Origin of the sequence: Gordonia oleivorans (genome assembly GCF_040044975.1) — a bacterium.
Taxonomy (GTDB): Bacteria; Actinomycetota; Actinomycetes; order Mycobacteriales; family Mycobacteriaceae; genus Gordonia; species Gordonia oleivorans.
In genome coordinates this window covers 403,344-417,315 of record NZ_JBDZDI010000001.1, presented here as the reverse complement: position 1 = coordinate 417,315, position 13,972 = coordinate 403,344, and the positions used below count along the sequence as shown (strand labels likewise).

15 protein-coding genes and 1 pseudogene are annotated in these 13,972 nt (G+C 66.9%); 8 read left to right on the top strand and 8 right to left on the bottom strand.

The features are described 5' to 3' along the window. Window positions 1-26 precede the first annotated feature (26 nt). A complete protein-coding gene (locus ABLE92_RS01845) occupies window positions 27-695 on the top strand; it encodes an MspA family porin (RefSeq protein WP_348802830.1) in 669 nt (222 codons plus the stop codon). A 104-nt stretch (window positions 696-799) separates the two neighbouring features. Next, the gene (locus ABLE92_RS01840; protein WP_348802829.1) at window positions 800-1,759 is read left to right on the top strand and encodes a cation diffusion facilitator family transporter; all 960 of its coding nucleotides are present in this window, start codon (window positions 800-802) and stop codon (window positions 1,757-1,759) included. A gap of 12 nt (window positions 1,760-1,771) precedes the next feature. On the opposite strand, the gene ABLE92_RS01835 is transcribed toward ABLE92_RS01840, so the two are convergent. The 3 genes from ABLE92_RS01835 to ABLE92_RS01825 are packed head-to-tail and all read right to left on the bottom strand — an operon-like array spanning window position 1,772 to window position 3,988. Beyond that, window positions 1,772-2,545, bottom strand: coding sequence for a pirin family protein (locus tag ABLE92_RS01835; RefSeq protein ID WP_348802828.1), 774 nt, complete (start codon window positions 2,543-2,545; stop codon window positions 1,772-1,774). Further along, on the bottom strand, window positions 2,542-3,006 hold the full coding sequence (locus ABLE92_RS01830; protein ID WP_348802827.1) for a MarR family winged helix-turn-helix transcriptional regulator: 465 nt from the start codon (window positions 3,004-3,006) through the stop codon (window positions 2,542-2,544). Before ABLE92_RS01830 ends, ABLE92_RS01835 begins: the two co-directional genes overlap by 4 nt. A 7-nt stretch (window positions 3,007-3,013) precedes the next feature. Then, complete coding sequence (locus tag ABLE92_RS01825; protein ID WP_348802826.1) at window positions 3,014-3,988, bottom strand: pirin family protein; 975 nt, start codon at window positions 3,986-3,988, stop codon at window positions 3,014-3,016. Window positions 3,989-4,148: 160 nt separating this feature from the next. Between ABLE92_RS01825 and ABLE92_RS01820 the strand changes: the two are divergent. After that, window positions 4,149-4,283: pseudogene (locus tag ABLE92_RS01820) on the top strand (type II toxin-antitoxin system VapB family antitoxin); the annotation flags it as partial. A 245-nt stretch (window positions 4,284-4,528) separates the two neighbouring features. On the opposite strand, the gene ABLE92_RS01815 reads toward ABLE92_RS01820, so the two are convergent. After that, window positions 4,529-5,434 carry a LysR family transcriptional regulator gene (locus tag ABLE92_RS01815; RefSeq protein WP_348802824.1) on the bottom strand — a complete coding sequence of 302 codons (906 nt, stop codon included), beginning with the start codon at window positions 5,432-5,434 and terminating at the stop codon, window positions 4,529-4,531. Between the two features lie 83 nt (window positions 5,435-5,517). Here ABLE92_RS01815 and ABLE92_RS01810 point away from each other — a divergent pair, with 83 nt between their 5' ends. After that, window positions 5,518-6,411 carry an EamA family transporter gene (locus tag ABLE92_RS01810; protein WP_348802822.1) on the top strand — a complete coding sequence of 298 codons (894 nt, stop codon included), beginning with the start codon at window positions 5,518-5,520 and terminating at the stop codon, window positions 6,409-6,411. An 18-nt stretch (window positions 6,412-6,429) separates the two neighbouring features. Here ABLE92_RS01810 and ABLE92_RS01805 read toward each other — a convergent pair whose 3' ends face one another. Both ABLE92_RS01805 and ABLE92_RS01800 read right to left on the bottom strand, forming a co-directional pair. Beyond that, window positions 6,430-7,443 carry a zinc-dependent alcohol dehydrogenase family protein gene (locus ABLE92_RS01805; protein ID WP_348802820.1) on the bottom strand — a complete coding sequence of 338 codons (1,014 nt, stop codon included), beginning with the start codon at window positions 7,441-7,443 and terminating at the stop codon, window positions 6,430-6,432. A gap of 148 nt (window positions 7,444-7,591) precedes the next feature. Then, window positions 7,592-8,410 carry an MBL fold metallo-hydrolase gene (locus ABLE92_RS01800; RefSeq protein ID WP_348802819.1) on the bottom strand — a complete coding sequence of 273 codons (819 nt, stop codon included), beginning with the start codon at window positions 8,408-8,410 and terminating at the stop codon, window positions 7,592-7,594. A gap of 141 nt (window positions 8,411-8,551) precedes the next feature. Between ABLE92_RS01800 and ABLE92_RS01795 the strand changes: the two genes are divergently transcribed. Then, window positions 8,552-9,238, top strand: a complete 687-nt coding sequence (locus ABLE92_RS01795) for a TetR/AcrR family transcriptional regulator (protein WP_348802818.1) — start codon at window positions 8,552-8,554, stop codon at window positions 9,236-9,238. A gap of 126 nt (window positions 9,239-9,364) precedes the next feature. Here the strand turns inward: ABLE92_RS01795 and ABLE92_RS01790 are convergent, their stop codons facing one another. Next, window positions 9,365-9,967, bottom strand: coding sequence for a TIGR03086 family metal-binding protein (locus ABLE92_RS01790; RefSeq protein ID WP_348802816.1), 603 nt, complete (start codon window positions 9,965-9,967; stop codon window positions 9,365-9,367). Window positions 9,968-10,061: 94 nt separating this feature from the next. Between ABLE92_RS01790 and ABLE92_RS01785 the strand changes: the two genes are divergently transcribed. Genes ABLE92_RS01785 through ABLE92_RS01775 form a run of 3 tightly spaced genes read left to right on the top strand, consistent with a single transcriptional unit; the run spans window position 10,062 to window position 12,349 of the window. Next, complete coding sequence (locus ABLE92_RS01785) at window positions 10,062-11,054, top strand: helix-turn-helix transcriptional regulator (protein WP_348802815.1); 993 nt, start codon at window positions 10,062-10,064, stop codon at window positions 11,052-11,054. Between the two features lie 58 nt (window positions 11,055-11,112). Next, window positions 11,113-11,502 (top strand): hypothetical protein, encoded by a 390-nt coding sequence (locus tag ABLE92_RS01780; protein ID WP_348803198.1) that lies wholly within the window; start codon window positions 11,113-11,115, stop codon window positions 11,500-11,502. Between the two features lie 7 nt (window positions 11,503-11,509). Continuing rightward, on the top strand, window positions 11,510-12,349 hold the full coding sequence (locus tag ABLE92_RS01775) for an alpha/beta hydrolase (RefSeq protein WP_348802814.1): 840 nt from the start codon (window positions 11,510-11,512) through the stop codon (window positions 12,347-12,349). Here the strand turns inward: ABLE92_RS01775 and ABLE92_RS01770 are convergent. Beyond that, window positions 12,312-13,562 carry a class I SAM-dependent methyltransferase gene (locus ABLE92_RS01770; protein ID WP_348802813.1) on the bottom strand — a complete coding sequence of 417 codons (1,251 nt, stop codon included), beginning with the start codon at window positions 13,560-13,562 and terminating at the stop codon, window positions 12,312-12,314. The genes ABLE92_RS01775 and ABLE92_RS01770 overlap by 38 nt on opposite strands. Window positions 13,563-13,972: the final 410 nt, after the last annotated feature.

Genomic DNA, 13,972 nt, shown 5'->3' with positions numbered 1-13,972 from the left:
ACTTCCATTCTCCGAGAGGGAGATCCATGAACATCAGTCTCAAGCGTCTCGCCGTGCTCGGCGGACCCGTCGCGATGGGTGCCGCCGCGCTGCTGTCGGTGACCGGTGTCGCCGCCGCCGACGTACACGTCGCGTTGCCGTCGCAGACCGACCAGCAGCGCATGGGTGACGGCACTGTCGTGTCGGTCACCCGGACCGGCGAGAACGCCACGATCAACCCGTCGCTGGGCGGTACGCCGCTGCACCGCAATGCGTGGGTGTCGGCGAACTACACCGTGCACACCAGCACCAAGGTCAAGAAGATCAAGGTGCAGGCCGGCTACGTCATCGGCTGCCAGGTCAACATCTCCGGCCTCACCAGCAACGGTGGTGGCAGCGGCACCGCCAACAGCAGCGGCGACGTCACCGCCGCGACCGCCACCGCCGGCGGTTCGATCTCGATCGGGCCCGGTCAGGCGGTCAACGTCTACGTCAACGACGTGGAGAGTGCCGACGACTTCGGCGCCGACAAGCACTCCTCCAAGGTGACCTTCAAGGGTGTCGACGAGGCCAAGCTGAGCTACGTCAACGAGACGATCCAGATCAACGGCTGCGCCGGGTACGCGCAGGCGCGGTCCTACGCCAACGTCTACGTGGTCACTGGCAACGCCGAGCAGGTCACGACGTTCTACGGCAAGCCGTTCAGCCTCGGATAACCCTCTCACAGCGGGGCTGAGCTCATCGGTGCGGCGCACCCGGGATTCCCGGGTGCGCCGCGCTCGTCCCGCAGGGACGACGCTCGCCGTGAGATGCTCGGCAGGTGGATCAGGAGCGGAACGAGGCACCCAAGTCCGACGGGTCGGAATCACTGCTGACCGTCATCATCGCGTTCGCGATGAACGTTCTCATCGCGGTGGCCAAATCGGCGGCCGCGGTGTTGACCGGCTCGGCATCGATGGTCGCCGAGGCGGTGCATTCCTGGGCCGATTCGGGTAACGAGGTGTTCCTGCTCATTGCCGAACGGCGCGGCGGTCTCGGCCGGGATCGTGCCCATCCCTTCGGCCACGGCCGGGAAACCTACATCTGGTCGATGTTCGCCGCGTTCGGTCTGTTCGCCGTGGGTGCTGCCGTGTCGGTGATGCATGGCATCACTTCCCTCCGCGATCCCGAACCCGACGCCAACTATCTCGTCGGCTATATCGTTCTCGCCATATCCTTTGTGCTGGAGGGTGTTTCCTTCCTGCAGTCGGTTCGGCAGGCGCACGCGGGTGGCCGACGGCTCTCGATGCATCCACTTCGGTTCGTCAGCCGCACCTCGAACTCCACTCTGCGAGCGGTGTTCTTCGAGGATGCGGCGGCTCTCACCGGCCTGCTGATCGCCGCGGCCGGAATGGCGTTGCACGAGATCACCGGCAATGCCGTGTACGACGCGGTCGGCTCCATTCTGGTGGGTCTGCTCCTCGGTGTGATCGCCATCTTCCTCATTCAGCGCAACAGTCAATTCCTGTTGGGCCAACCGGCGATGCCGGTCACGCGCGGCACGATGCTGCGGTTCCTGCTCGAGCATCCCGACATCGACCGCGTGACGTACCTACACGTCGAATACGTGGGCCCGGTGCAGTACTACCTCGTTGCGGCCGTGGATATCCGCGGCGATATGCGTGAGCATGACGTCGCCGTGCTGTTGCGTCGGATCGAGGCGGAAATCGAGCAGCAGGACATCATCGTCGAGGCGGTACTGACGTTGTCCACCGCCGACGAACCGTCGTTGCAGCCGTGACGTGACATGCCCTCAGTGCCCGGGGAACCCGGTGTGCATCTCCCAGTAGAGGATCTCGGTGTCGGATGTCGCGCTGTCGGAGGTCGCGGTGACGGGTTGCTCTGTCGCATCGGTGAACTGGACGGCGTCACCACGCTCGAGTGAGGTGACCTCACCGTCGAGGGAGAGGTCGACGGTCCCGTCGACCACATACAGGTGGCCGAAGGGGGCGGCCGGAAGTGTCACGGTGCCACCGGCGTGCATCCGTGCCGCGTGCAGCGCGGCGTAGCTGTTGGGCAGGGTCACCGGTGCGACACCGCGATGGTGATCGAGGCCGGACACGATCGGGACGAGTTCACCCGAGACCAGTGCCTCACTGACGTCGGCCTCGGCGTAACCGGGTGTGGCCCCGGCGTATTCGGTGGCCACCCACATCTGCACCACCCGCAGACGCTGATTGTCGGCCCGACTGGACGCATTGCGCTCGGAGTGCATGATCCCCGTGCCGGCGGTCATCCGCTGTACCACGCCGGGAGTGAGGACGCCCTCGTGGCCGCGGGAATCCTTGTGGTGCAACGATCCCTCGACGACCCAGGTGACGATCTCTGTGTCGGCGTGCTGGTGGGTGTCGAATCCCTCACCGGCGTCGACGGTGTCGTCGTTGTTGACCATCAGGACGCCGTGGGCGTTGCCGATCAGGTCGAAATTGCCGGTGGCGGGGAAGGATTGGTGCGAGGTGAGCCATTCGCTGTCCCAGCGATGGCGGTCGTCGGCGCGGATCACCCGGATCTGCGAGGTGGTGGTCATGAGGTCTCCGAATCCGAGAGGTCATCGAGATGGTGGGTGAGGGTCTCCATGATGGACGCGAGGCGACGGTCGTCGGCGGGCGAGAGGGCAGTGGAGAACAGGCGCGTCACGGCCTCGCCGTGGTCCCGAGCGGCCGCGGCGAATGCCTGGCGGCCGGCCTCGGTGACCACGGCGTAGCTGCCCCGGCGATCCTCGGGGGCCGATTCCCGTCGGAGCCAGCCACGTTTGACCATCACGTCGATCTGATAGGACAGTCGCGAGGTGGAGAACACCATCCGTCGCGACAGGTCGCGCATCCGGGCGCGCTGCTCCGGGCACTCCTGCAGGATCAGTAGAATGTGATAGTCCGACAACGACATCCCACAGTGGGCGCGTAGCTCCTCGTCCAGCAGGGTGTGCAGGCGTGCGCTGGTCTCGATGAACAGCCGCCACGAGGCGGGTTCTCGCGCAACGGAACTCATGGCGTGATCAGCGGCCACTGGTGTGCGGCATCAGCGCATCCGGCGGTACGACGCCGAGCCGTCCGGCCTGAAAGTCGTTGATCGCCTCGACGAGCTGTTCCCGGGTGTTCATCACGAACGGACCATACTGCGCGACCGGTTCGCGGATCGGCTGACCACCGAGCAGGAGGACTTCCAATGCGGGTCGGTTGCTGTCCTGTCCGGAATCGGCCGACACGGTCAGCCGATCGCCGGCACCGAACACGGCGAGCTGTCCCTGCTCGATCGGACGTGCCTGCGCGCCAACGGTTCCACGGCCCGACAGCACGTAGGCCAGGGCGTTGAAATCCTGGCGCCACGGCAGGGAGATCGACGCACCCGGCTCGACGGTGGCGTGCGCGACGGTGATCGGGGTGTGAGTGGAGCCAGGACCGGCATGACCGTCGATCTCACCCGCGATGATGCGGACCAGTGACCCACCGTCGGGGGAGGCGACGAGCGCGACCTGACCTCCCTCGAGGTTCTGATAGCGCGGGGTCAGGAACTTGTCCTTGGCGGGCAGATTCACCCACAGCTGGATGCCGTGGAACAGTCCGCCGGACTCGACCAGTTCGGCCGGCGGGGTCTCAATGTGCAGAATGCCCGAGCCGGCGGTCATCCACTGGGTGGCGCCGTTCTCGATCAGGCCACCACCTCCGGTGGAGTCCTGATGCTGGAACCGGCCGTCGATCATGTAGGTCACCGTCTCGAAGCCGCGGTGCGGATGCCAGTCGGTGCCCCGGGGCTCACCCGGCTGGTAGTCGACCTCACCCATCTGATCCATGTGGATGAACGGATCGAGTGCCGCGGCGGACACCCCGGCGAAGGCCCTGACCACCGGGAAGCCCTCGCCCTCGTAGCCACGCGGGCCGCGGGTGACCGAGCGGACCTCGCGTTCGGTGTCCTCGAGCGCGGCCGGTGTCAGCCGGGGCAGGGTGGTGGTGTCGGCGGTGACGGCGGGCATGGGAACCTCCTCTGTGGATTTGCTCAATTTTGAGCAACTGGGGGAGTCAACGGGGTGGGGTGGGTGGTTATTCCGGAGGTGTCGATGTCGTCGATGGCGGTACGGTGTGTGTGCTTTCCGCGTGCATCCGGCGGCGACTCGATGGGTGGTGTTGGCGCAGATGAGTCTTGACCATGAGGCGTTGCACGAGGTCATGCGAATTGGCGGCGTGCACACGAAGAGTGAGGCGGTGAACCTCGCCCTACACGACTACGTGGAGCGGTGTCACCGGATCGAGGCCTTGGCGCGGTCGCGCGGGCATGCCCAGGAGTGGGATCACGAGGCGTGGCGCGACGCACGTGCCGACGACAAAGCTGTCGTCACGAGTGGCGACTGAGGACATCACGGCGGAGGAGAGCGACGGCCCGCGGATAATGCGCCTCTCGGCAAGTGGCCGCTCGTAGCGGCGAATGGGGTGGGGCCCGGGGCAGAGATCCGCGAACCGTCACAGTCCACAACAGGTCGATGCGGTGAGGTATTCCGTCTCGCATCGACGGTTCGTCACAGGGTCCGCGGCCACCGATCCAGCACCGGGGCCGAATCGGCGGGGATCAACCGACTCAGCAGGGCTCGCAACGGCGGCCACGGTTCTCGGCCTTTGCGGGTCACGGCGTAGGCGGTCATCCGGACGTCGGGGTCTCCGAGTGGCAACACCGTCAGGCCGTCGCGTGCCGGACGATGCAGGGGCAACAGGGCGACGCCGTAGCCGGCCAGGATGAGATCTTCGACGAGGTCGAGATTGTCGATCTGATGCGCGATCCGCGGCGTGAACCCCGACAGCGAGGCCAGCACGCGCACGGCGGTCTCGTCGGCGCTGTTGCGGGAGTTGACGATCCAGTCGTGGTCGGCGTAGTCGTTCAGGTCGAGGGTGCCCGATGCGCGTTCCGGTACCGCCAAACCCCAAGGGGTGGACCATAAAGCGACACTCTCGAGGACGGGATCGGGGGTGGCCGGGGCGAGGTTGTAGTCGTAGGTCAACGCCAGATCGAGGTCGTCGTCGGCGAGGAGACCGAATGCCTCGATCGGTTCGTACTCGCTGACGATGGTGTGGAGCCCCGGATGTGTCGCGGCCAGTTCGGCCAGGGTGGGCATCAAGGACACGCGAATGCCGGTGGCGAAACCGCCGATTCGCAGGGTGCCGACCGGTTCGGCGTCGGGGTCGAGATCGCGAAGGGCCGCGTCGATCGCGGCCAGGATGGTGACCGCATGATCGGCCAGTCGTCGGCCGGCGGGTGTCAGGCGGACACGACGACCGTCCGGTTCGATCAGTTGTGTCCTGGTCTCCTTGGCCAGTGCGGCGATCTGCTGGGACACCGTCGACGTGGTGAGGTGATGGGTGTCGGCGACCGCTCGCATCGAGCCCAGCCGGGACAGGGCGAGCAGGAGTTCCAGCCGTCGAGGATCCACGCCATGATTGTTCATTATCGGCGAACGATATGTCCAGGAATATCACGTGGACACGAACGAACCCGCCGTTCTTCAATGGATTCATGAAACACACGGCGGCACGTACCGGCACGGCGATGGCCATCACCTCGATGCTCTGCGTCCAGTTGGGCCTGGCGTTCTCGGTGGCACTCATCGATCGCATCGGGGCGGAGGGCGCGGGTTGGCTGCGGCTGGCCTGGGCCGGTGTGCTGCTGCTGGCGTTCGTTCGCCCCCGGCCGGGCGCCTTCACCCGCCGCGGTTTCCTCACGGCCGTCGCGCTCGGCGTCGCCACCGCCGGGTCGGTGATGCTGTTCATGGGGGCCGCGGCCCGGATACCGCTCGGCACGGCCAGCGCTCTGGAGTTCCTCGGTCCGTTGGGCGTGGCGGTCCTCACCGCACGCGGTGGCGCACGGGTTCTCTGGCCGGCGCTCGCCGCGCTCGGGGTGGTGTTGCTGACCCAACCGTGGTCGGGAGGCGTCAACGGGATCGGCGTGCTGTTCGCCCTGTCCGCGGCGGTCTGCTGGGGTGCCTACATCCTGCTCACCCAGAAGGTCGGCGACGAGGTGTCCGGCCTGCAGGGACTCGCGGTGTCGATGGCCGTCGCCGGAATCGTGGCGACCGTCGTGGCCGGTCCCGCCACCCTGGGTCGGATGACCCCACAACTGTGGCTGATCGGACTGGGGTTGGCCATCCTGCTGCCGGTGGTGCCGTTCGTGCTCGAGTTGCAGGCGCTGCGACGACTTACCACCTCGTCGTTCGGCACCCTGATGGCGTTGGAACCGGGGTTCGCGATGCTGATCGGACTGATTGTGCTGCACCAGGTTCCGGGTCCATTGTCGGTGATCGGGCTGGGCCTGGTGGTGGCCGCCGGAGTCGGTGCCGCCCGCGGCGGCGCGCGGATCGAGGAGCCCACGACGCTGCCGGTTCGGGTGCCGGAGACGATCGGCGAGCGGTAGTGGCAACGGGCAGCGGACCTACGGCCACAACAACGACTTGATCGCCCGTCGTTCATCCATCGCGGCGAAGCCCTCGGCGACCTCGCTCAGTGGGAGTTCGAGGTCGAAGACCAAGCCGGGGTTGATCTTTCGTTCCCAGGTGAGCTGCATGAGGTGCGGCAGGTAGGCGCGGCAGTGCGCCGGACCGCCCTTGATGCCGACGTTGCGCCAGAAGAGTTGGTCGATCGGCAGATCGCCGTGAGGTACCCCGACGAGTCCGATGTTGCCGCCGGGGCGAACGCTGCCCGCGGCCTGCAGTCGCGCGCCCTCGGTGCCGACGCATTCGAGGACACAGTCGGCGCCGATACCGTCGGTGAGTTCCCGGATGCGGGCGATGCCCTCGTCGTCGCGTTCTTCGACGATGTGGGTGGCGCCGAACTCGGTGGCCACGCGTTGACGCGGTTCGTGGCGGCTCATCGCGATCACCGTCTCGGCGCCGAGTTGCACCGCGGCGAGGACGGCGCACAGACCGACGGCGCCATCACCGACGACGGCCACACTGGTGCCCGGACCGACACCGGCGGAGACGGCCGCATGCCACCCGGTGCACATGACGTCGGACAGGGTGAGCAGGCTCGGGATCAGGTCGTTCGGCGGCATCTCCGGGGTGGCCACCAGGGTGCCGTCGGCCATCGGGATGCGGATCTGTTCGGCTTGTGCACCGTCGTAGTGGGAACCGTTCTGGCAGTTGGCCGTTGCACCCTTGCGGCACACCGGGCAGGTGTTGTCCGACGGGTTGAATCCACCGACGACGAAGTCACCGGGCGTCACGCTGCGGACATCGTCGCCGACCGCGGTCACCACCCCGCAGAACTCGTGGCCGATCGGCGTGGGCTTCTTGACGTCCGCGATTCCTCGATAGCGCCAGAGATCGGATCCGCACACGCACGCGGCGACGGTGCGCACCAGCGCGTCGGTCGGTTCGAGGATGACGGGATCGGGACGCTCTTCGTAACGAACGTCGCCGGGGGCATGAATGACGGCTCCAAACATGAATCCCAGTCAACTACGTCGTCCACATCGGTGGGAGGGTCTGGCATTACCTCCTGGTGGTGAGTGCCCACTCGCGCGGGTCGTCGTCGCTCCCGTGAATCGTCGACGACCCGCGCGAGCCGAGTGGGGTCGCGCGAGGGGAGACGGCCTACCCGCTCTCACGGGCGCGGCGCAACAGGGTCGGGCAGTGGGCGTTGACGATCACCAGGTCGGGTTGCTTCTCGGCCCAGAGTTCGCGCAGCCGACGGTGATTGGCCCGAACCTGTGTCCAGTCGTAGGCGATGGCGCGCTCCATCGCGGTCAGGCTCCGCGGTGTGTGCCCGCTGCCGTCGATCTGCCCATGGTGATAGAGGGAGTCGCCGATGTGCAGAACCCACCGGTCGGGTGCGTTCGGGTCGTCGGGATCGCGGGCATCGACGGCGATGGCCGCATGTCCGCGACTGTGTCCGGGCAGACCGATGAGCACGATCCCGTCCGCAATGTCGGTGAGTTCGGTCGCCCGCGCGAATCCGCGCCACATATCGCCCTGGGCGGGATCATGGGTGACCAGGATGGGTCCGTGGTCGTGGCCGGCCGGGAGGTAACGGCGGTTCTCAATCAGTGTGCCGGGATTCGTCATGGCCGCGTCCTCCTTGGCGGTGAGATGCACACGCGCATGGGGAAAGTCGGCCAGCCCTCCGATGTGATCGGCGTCGAAGTGGGTGAGCACGATGTCAGTCACATCCGCGGCGTGGTATCCAAGCGACTGCACCTGCCGGATCGCGGTCTCGGACTCGTCGAACACCGGCCGTACGAAGTGGCGAGCGGGTCCGAATCGTTGAGCGGGCGCCGCACGATCACGAAGCCCCAGACCGGAGTCGATGAGAACCAGGCCGTTCGGGGTTTCGACGAGTAACACATGACAGACCAGACCGTCGGGTGCACCCCACGGATGCATGGTTCCGCAGTTGAGATGATGGACCTTCATGGCAGTCGGTCTACTGTCCTTAGGTTGTCGCCGTCGTGGGCCGGTATGCCGCCGACCCGCCACTACCCACGGTGAGGGTAATCCGAGTCACCACAATACCCACGCTGTGGATTTACTCAAGGGGTGGGCATACTGGGATTCATGACGGGATCGCCTCAACCGGTCCGACGGGGCCGGCCACCCAAGGACAGTGCAGGACTCTCCCGCGCCGCCATCGTCGAAGCGACGTTGAAAGTCATTGATGCCGAGGGTGTTCCGCAGGTGTCGATGCGATCGGTGGCCCGTCTGCTGGGCGTCGACGCCAAGAGTCTGTACAACCACGTCGACGGCAAAGACGACGTACTCGACGCCGTCGCCGAACATCTGCTCAGCGGTATCGACTTGCCCCGACGAACTGGTGACACCGCGACGGATCTGCGCGCGATCGCCGACGCATTTCGGGTGCGTGCGCTCTCTCATCCCGAGGCCGCGTCGCTGGTTCTCACCCGGCAGTTGGCGTCGCCGGCCGGGCTCGCGCCGGTCGACGCATTTCTCGCCGTGCTGCGGGATGCCGGATGTGCGGTCCCCGAGGCCGTGCGCCTCCTGCGTACGCTCGTCGCCGCACTCGTCGGTACCTTGCTGCGAGAAGTCAACGTCGACCCCACGTTTGGGGTCGGCGATGATCTCGGATGGTCGTCGCGCCGCGAGGTGCTCGAACAGTCCGGCCTGCCACGCGTCACCGAGGCTGCGCAGGAACTCGCGCGCTACGACCGTGACGCCGAGTTCGACTTCGCGATCACCGCGGCGATCGATGTGGTCCTGATGCGCACCGGTTCGGTATCCAGGTGAACCGTAACCGACCGGGCGGTGCAGTCGACGCGGCCGATACCGCACCACCAGATAACCGTCGGGTCGCCGCCGCCCGCACGAACAAGGTGGCGGCGACCGTGGCGTCCGGGTGTGAACCGGTACGACCTAAGCGGTGACCTGAACCCACGCCGACGACGTCCGTCCGGACCAGTTGGCGAGACGCTCGGTGGGCCCGGCACCGTCGCGTGACTCGACGACCGGGCCGAACGGGACGGTGTCGTCGGCGCGGATCTCCGCGGGGATGAACCGTTGTGCCACAGCCAGAGTGGCCTCGGCGAGTGCCGGGTCGGGTTCGGCGTCTTGTCCGGTGGCGACGGCGAGATCCCAACCGTGGACCAGCGTCTCGTTGACGTAACCCCAGAGTGCGCCCGCGCCGGGGACCTCGCCCCACGGAACCTTCACCATCGCGGTGAGTTTCGCGTCGCCGGACCAGGAGTCGATGGCGACGGTGGTCAGGTCGGCGTAGGTGCCCGCATCGTGGCGATCGTCGACGCTGGGCACGGCGAAGACGTCGTCGCCGTTGCCGAGTGCGACCGCCCGCCGGGCCGTGCCGATCAGGTGGCCGGCGAGCGCACGAACGTCGAAATCGTCACAGGGAGTGGGGGACTCGAGTTGGGCGTCGTCGACGCGGCCGAGCAGATCGGTGACCCAGCGGGTCGCGGCGGCGTAAACGGGGCGGGGATCGGCGGGGAGTGCGGGAGTGCTCATGATGAGGTCCTTCCGTGGTCGTGGTGGCTGACAACAACCAGTGAAACGTCAATACCTGACATCTTCTGTCAGGTATTTCTGAGAGACTTTTCTCGTGCGTGCCGATCGCCTGTTGTCGGTCCTGATGCTGTTGCGGTCTCGGGGCCGGATGACGGCTGCGGACCTGGCCGTGGAACTCGAGGTCTCCGAGCGCACGGTGTTGCGTGACATCGAGGCTTTGTCGGCCTCCGGGGTGCCGGTGTACTCCGAGCGGGGACGCCACGGCGGATTCGCGCTGCTGCCGGGATACCGCACCGATCTGTCCGGGCTGACGCTGAGTGAGGCGATTGCCGTGCTGTCGGGCGGCGGACGGATCGACTCGCCCGCCGCGGCGAGCGCCAAGCGCAAACTCGAGGCCGGCCTGCCGGAGGCGCACCGGAGTCGGGTTGCCGCGGCCGCTCAGCGAATCCTGGTGCGCCCGGAGGGTTTTGTGCGTTCCCCGGCCACGCTCGACGAACTCGCCCCTTTGCAGCAGGCGGTGTTCGACGGCCGGCGAATCCGGCTGACATATCAGGCGCGAGGACGCGAGCCCCGGGAGCGGGTACTCGATCCGATCGGTCTCATCGTCGCCGGCGACACGTGGTATCTCGTCGCCAATTCCGATGGCGAGGAACGGATGTATCGCGTCTCGCGGATGTCGGATGTGCAGATTCTCGACGAACCGGCGAACCGGGATCTCCAGGTAGATCTCGACGAGGTGTGGGAACGGCATCGGGACGCGTTCCGGGCCGGATTCGAGGAACTCGACGTGATCCTCGACTGCGCACGAGAGGATGTCGACAAGCTCGTCGGTCCGGTAGTCGTGGCGTCTGTCAAGGAGAGCGACTCACCGACACACGTCCGCGTCCATCTGCGCTTCGCGGATCGGGCGCGCGTGTCGCGGGTGTTGTGGAATGTGGGCTTCGATGTCGACTTCGAGGTCATCGAACCGATCTGGCTCCGCGACGAACTGCGCTCCCGGGCACACATGGTCGCGGAGTCGTCCGCACGACAACAACCTGAGGTCGCCGCCTCGACGAATCGCGTCCGGGATGGCGTCCGCATCTGAGGACACGGTGTATCCCGATGTCTTCCCGATCGCGCGCAAAACAACCATAATCAGGCACATGGCAGATAAAGGTGCGCCGATCGGGACTCGTCCCGGCGAGCGTCAGCGATTCCGGAAACTCGCGCAGGCCGCGCTCAACGCGGATGTCACCGTGGGCCAGGTGGACACGATCCTCACCGATATGGGCGACGCGCTCGACGGGTTCGGGAACACCCTCACCGATCTCGACGGCACGATGGTGAAGATGGAAGCCACGCTGAACCACCTGAGCAACACACTGGTGCAGGTGGATGCGACCGTTGACCGGATGGGTGAGATCGTGGACCGCATGGAATTGATCGTGGGTCGGGTGGAGGCATTGGTGGCGATCGGCGAGGCCGCGCTGCGTCCGATCGGGGCCATCGAATCGGCCAGTCGCAGTGTCATGTCACGCATCGGATTGGGGTGAGCGGTCAGTGACTGTCGAGGAGCGCGAATTTCAAGGCGCACACGGGGAGACCATCGTCTACGACGTCCACACACCCGAGTCGGCGCAGCCGCGCGCGGTGGTCGTCATCGCGCACGGCATGGGCGAGCACGGACGACGCTACGGCCACGTTGTCGATGCACTGTTGGCCGACGGGTACGTAGTGGCGGTTCCCGATCACCTCGGGCATGGCCGCTCGGGCGGTGCGCGCATGCGGATCCGCTCGTTCTCCGACTACACCACCGACCTGCACCGCGTGATCGGCAACGTCGCCGTCGACGGACTGCCCACCTATCTGCTGGGACACAGCATGGGCGGCTGCATCGCGCTGGATTACGCGCTCGACCACCCCGACGAACTCGCCGGGCTCATCCTGTCCGGCGCGGCGATCATGCCCGGTGACGACCTACCCGGCCCGCTGATCGCGGTGTCCAAGATCGTCGGCAAGATCGCGCCGACACTTCCCACGCTGGCGCTGGACTCCGCCAGCATCAGTCGCGATCCGGCGGTGGTCGCCGAATACGAAGCGGACCCGTTGGTGTACCGCGGCAAGATCCCGGCCCGGCTGGGTGCCGAGATGGTCACCACGATGCAGTCCTTCCCGAAGCGCTTGCCGACGCTGACGATGCCGGTGCTGGTGATGCACGGCAGCGAAGACAAGCTGACCAACCCGGACGGCAGCCGACTCGTCGAGAAGCTGGCCGGGTCGGACGACAAGACCGTCATCATCTGGGACGGGCTGCGTCACGAGATCTTCAACGAACCGGAGAAGGACGACGTGATCGGCACGCTCACACGGTGGCTGGATCAGCGGGTCGGCGCATCGTGAACTGTTCGACGCCCATCCGGCCGTCCCGAAAGGCCATCCGCCCGCCGACGAGGTAGAGCCGCCACACCCGTGCCACCTCGTCACCGACGAGTCGGACGGCGGCGTCGTAGTTCTTCTCGAACGTCTCGTACCAGGCGTCCACGGTGCGCACATAGTGCTCGGCCATCGGCCGCACGTCGGTCACCTCGAGCCCGGCGTCGCGCAGCATGGCGGCGGTGTCGTCGACCGGACGCATGTACATGTCGGGGGCGATGAAGGACTCGATGAACGGGCCGCCACCGGGATGATTGCCGGCGCGACGCGACATCTGCTGGATGCAGACGCGCCCGCCCGCCTTCACCTTGTCATGGAGGACGGCGGCATAGGTGGGGTAATTGCGTTGTCCCACATGCTCACCCATCTCGATCGAGGCCACCGCATCGAAGCCGGAATCGGGGATCTCGCGGTAATCCTGCACGCGGATCTCCACCAGGTCACCCAGTCCGCGTTCGGCGATCCGGGCGTCGATGAACTCCTTCTGCTCGGCGGCGATCGTGACGCCGAGAACCCGTGCACCGTAGCGCTCCGCCGCGAACAGCGACAGTGATCCCCACCCGCATCCGATGTCGAGTAGCCGCGCTCCCGGCCCGAGCTGGTCCAGTCCGGCGTTGCGGCACACCAGATCCAGCTTGTCGGCTTGCGCATCGGCGAGCGTGTAGTCGGGCGCCGCGGAGGTCCAGTAGGCGCTCGAATAGGCCATGTGCTCGTCCAGGATCAGCGAGTAGAACTCGTTGGACAGATCGTAGTGATGGCTGATCGCGGCGCGATCCCGCGCCCGGGAATGCAACCGGCCGCGCACCCGCGCCTGCGAGGCCGGCGGCGCCTTGGGCGGTCCGATCAGCTTGTGCGACAACGCCAGTCGAGTCAGATCCCACAACAGTCGGGGAGTGAGCCGGATCTTGGAGAGGCCGCGTTCGGCCGACACCTGCCACACGTGGGTGAGTGCGTCGTCGAGATCACCGGTGACGTCGAGTTCACCGGTGACATAGGCCTGCGCGGCACCGAGTTCCCCCGGATGCCAGAGCATGCGCCGCAACGCATCCCGGCTGTAGAGCACGACGTGCGGTGCGTCCTCGGGGCCGGCGGTACTGCCGTCCCAGGCCGTCAGATGGACCGGTAACTCACCCCGTGTCTGGTCTTCGATCACCCGCGCCAACGATGCGGCGACGCTCATGCGGCCTCCCTGCTTCGGTCCTGCTTCGGTGTCGGTGCACAAGGTGTTCGCGGCGGGGCGTGGGGTGGATGGGTGGGGTGTTGGTGGTGTTCCGGCGTCGGTTCGGGTGGTCTCGACGCGCCGCGGGCTCGCAAGCTCGCACGAGGCGGCTCGACCGACGGGGGACGGAACGCGCGTCCGCTGGGGGCTCCTCGCGCCACGACCGACGGGAGGGGGGCGCCTCGACCGGCGGGTGGGGGCGCCTCGACCGGCGGGTGGGGTGCGGGTGGTCTCGACGCGCCACGGGCTCGCAAGCTCGCACGAGGCGGCTCGACCGACGGGGGGACGGGGCGCGCGTCCGTTGGGGGCTCCTCGCGCCACGACCGACGGGAGGGGGGCGCCTCGGCCGGCGGGTGGGGAGCGGGTGGTCT

Coding starts and splice junctions, on each gene's coding strand:
- ABLE92_RS01835 (WP_348802828.1), bottom strand. CDS start 2,545: ATGACCACCACCTCGCAGATCCGGGTGATCCGCGCCGACGACCGCCAT.
- ABLE92_RS01795 (WP_348802818.1), top strand. CDS start 8,552: ATGACGGGATCGCCTCAACCGGTCCGACGGGGCCGGCCACCCAAGGAC.
- ABLE92_RS01845 (WP_348802830.1), top strand. CDS start 27: ATGAACATCAGTCTCAAGCGTCTCGCCGTGCTCGGCGGACCCGTCGCG.
- ABLE92_RS01790 (WP_348802816.1), bottom strand. CDS start 9,967: ATGAGCACTCCCGCACTCCCCGCCGATCCCCGCCCCGTTTACGCCGCC.
- ABLE92_RS01805 (WP_348802820.1), bottom strand. CDS start 7,443: ATGTTTGGAGCCGTCATTCATGCCCCCGGCGACGTTCGTTACGAAGAG.
- ABLE92_RS01780 (WP_348803198.1), top strand. CDS start 11,113: ATGGCAGATAAAGGTGCGCCGATCGGGACTCGTCCCGGCGAGCGTCAG.
- ABLE92_RS01770 (WP_348802813.1), bottom strand. CDS start 13,562: ATGAGCGTCGCCGCATCGTTGGCGCGGGTGATCGAAGACCAGACACGG.
- ABLE92_RS01830 (WP_348802827.1), bottom strand. CDS start 3,006: ATGAGTTCCGTTGCGCGAGAACCCGCCTCGTGGCGGCTGTTCATCGAG.
- ABLE92_RS01825 (WP_348802826.1), bottom strand. CDS start 3,988: ATGCCCGCCGTCACCGCCGACACCACCACCCTGCCCCGGCTGACACCG.
- ABLE92_RS01810 (WP_348802822.1), top strand. CDS start 5,518: ATGAAACACACGGCGGCACGTACCGGCACGGCGATGGCCATCACCTCG.
- ABLE92_RS01800 (WP_348802819.1), bottom strand. CDS start 8,410: ATGAAGGTCCATCATCTCAACTGCGGAACCATGCATCCGTGGGGTGCA.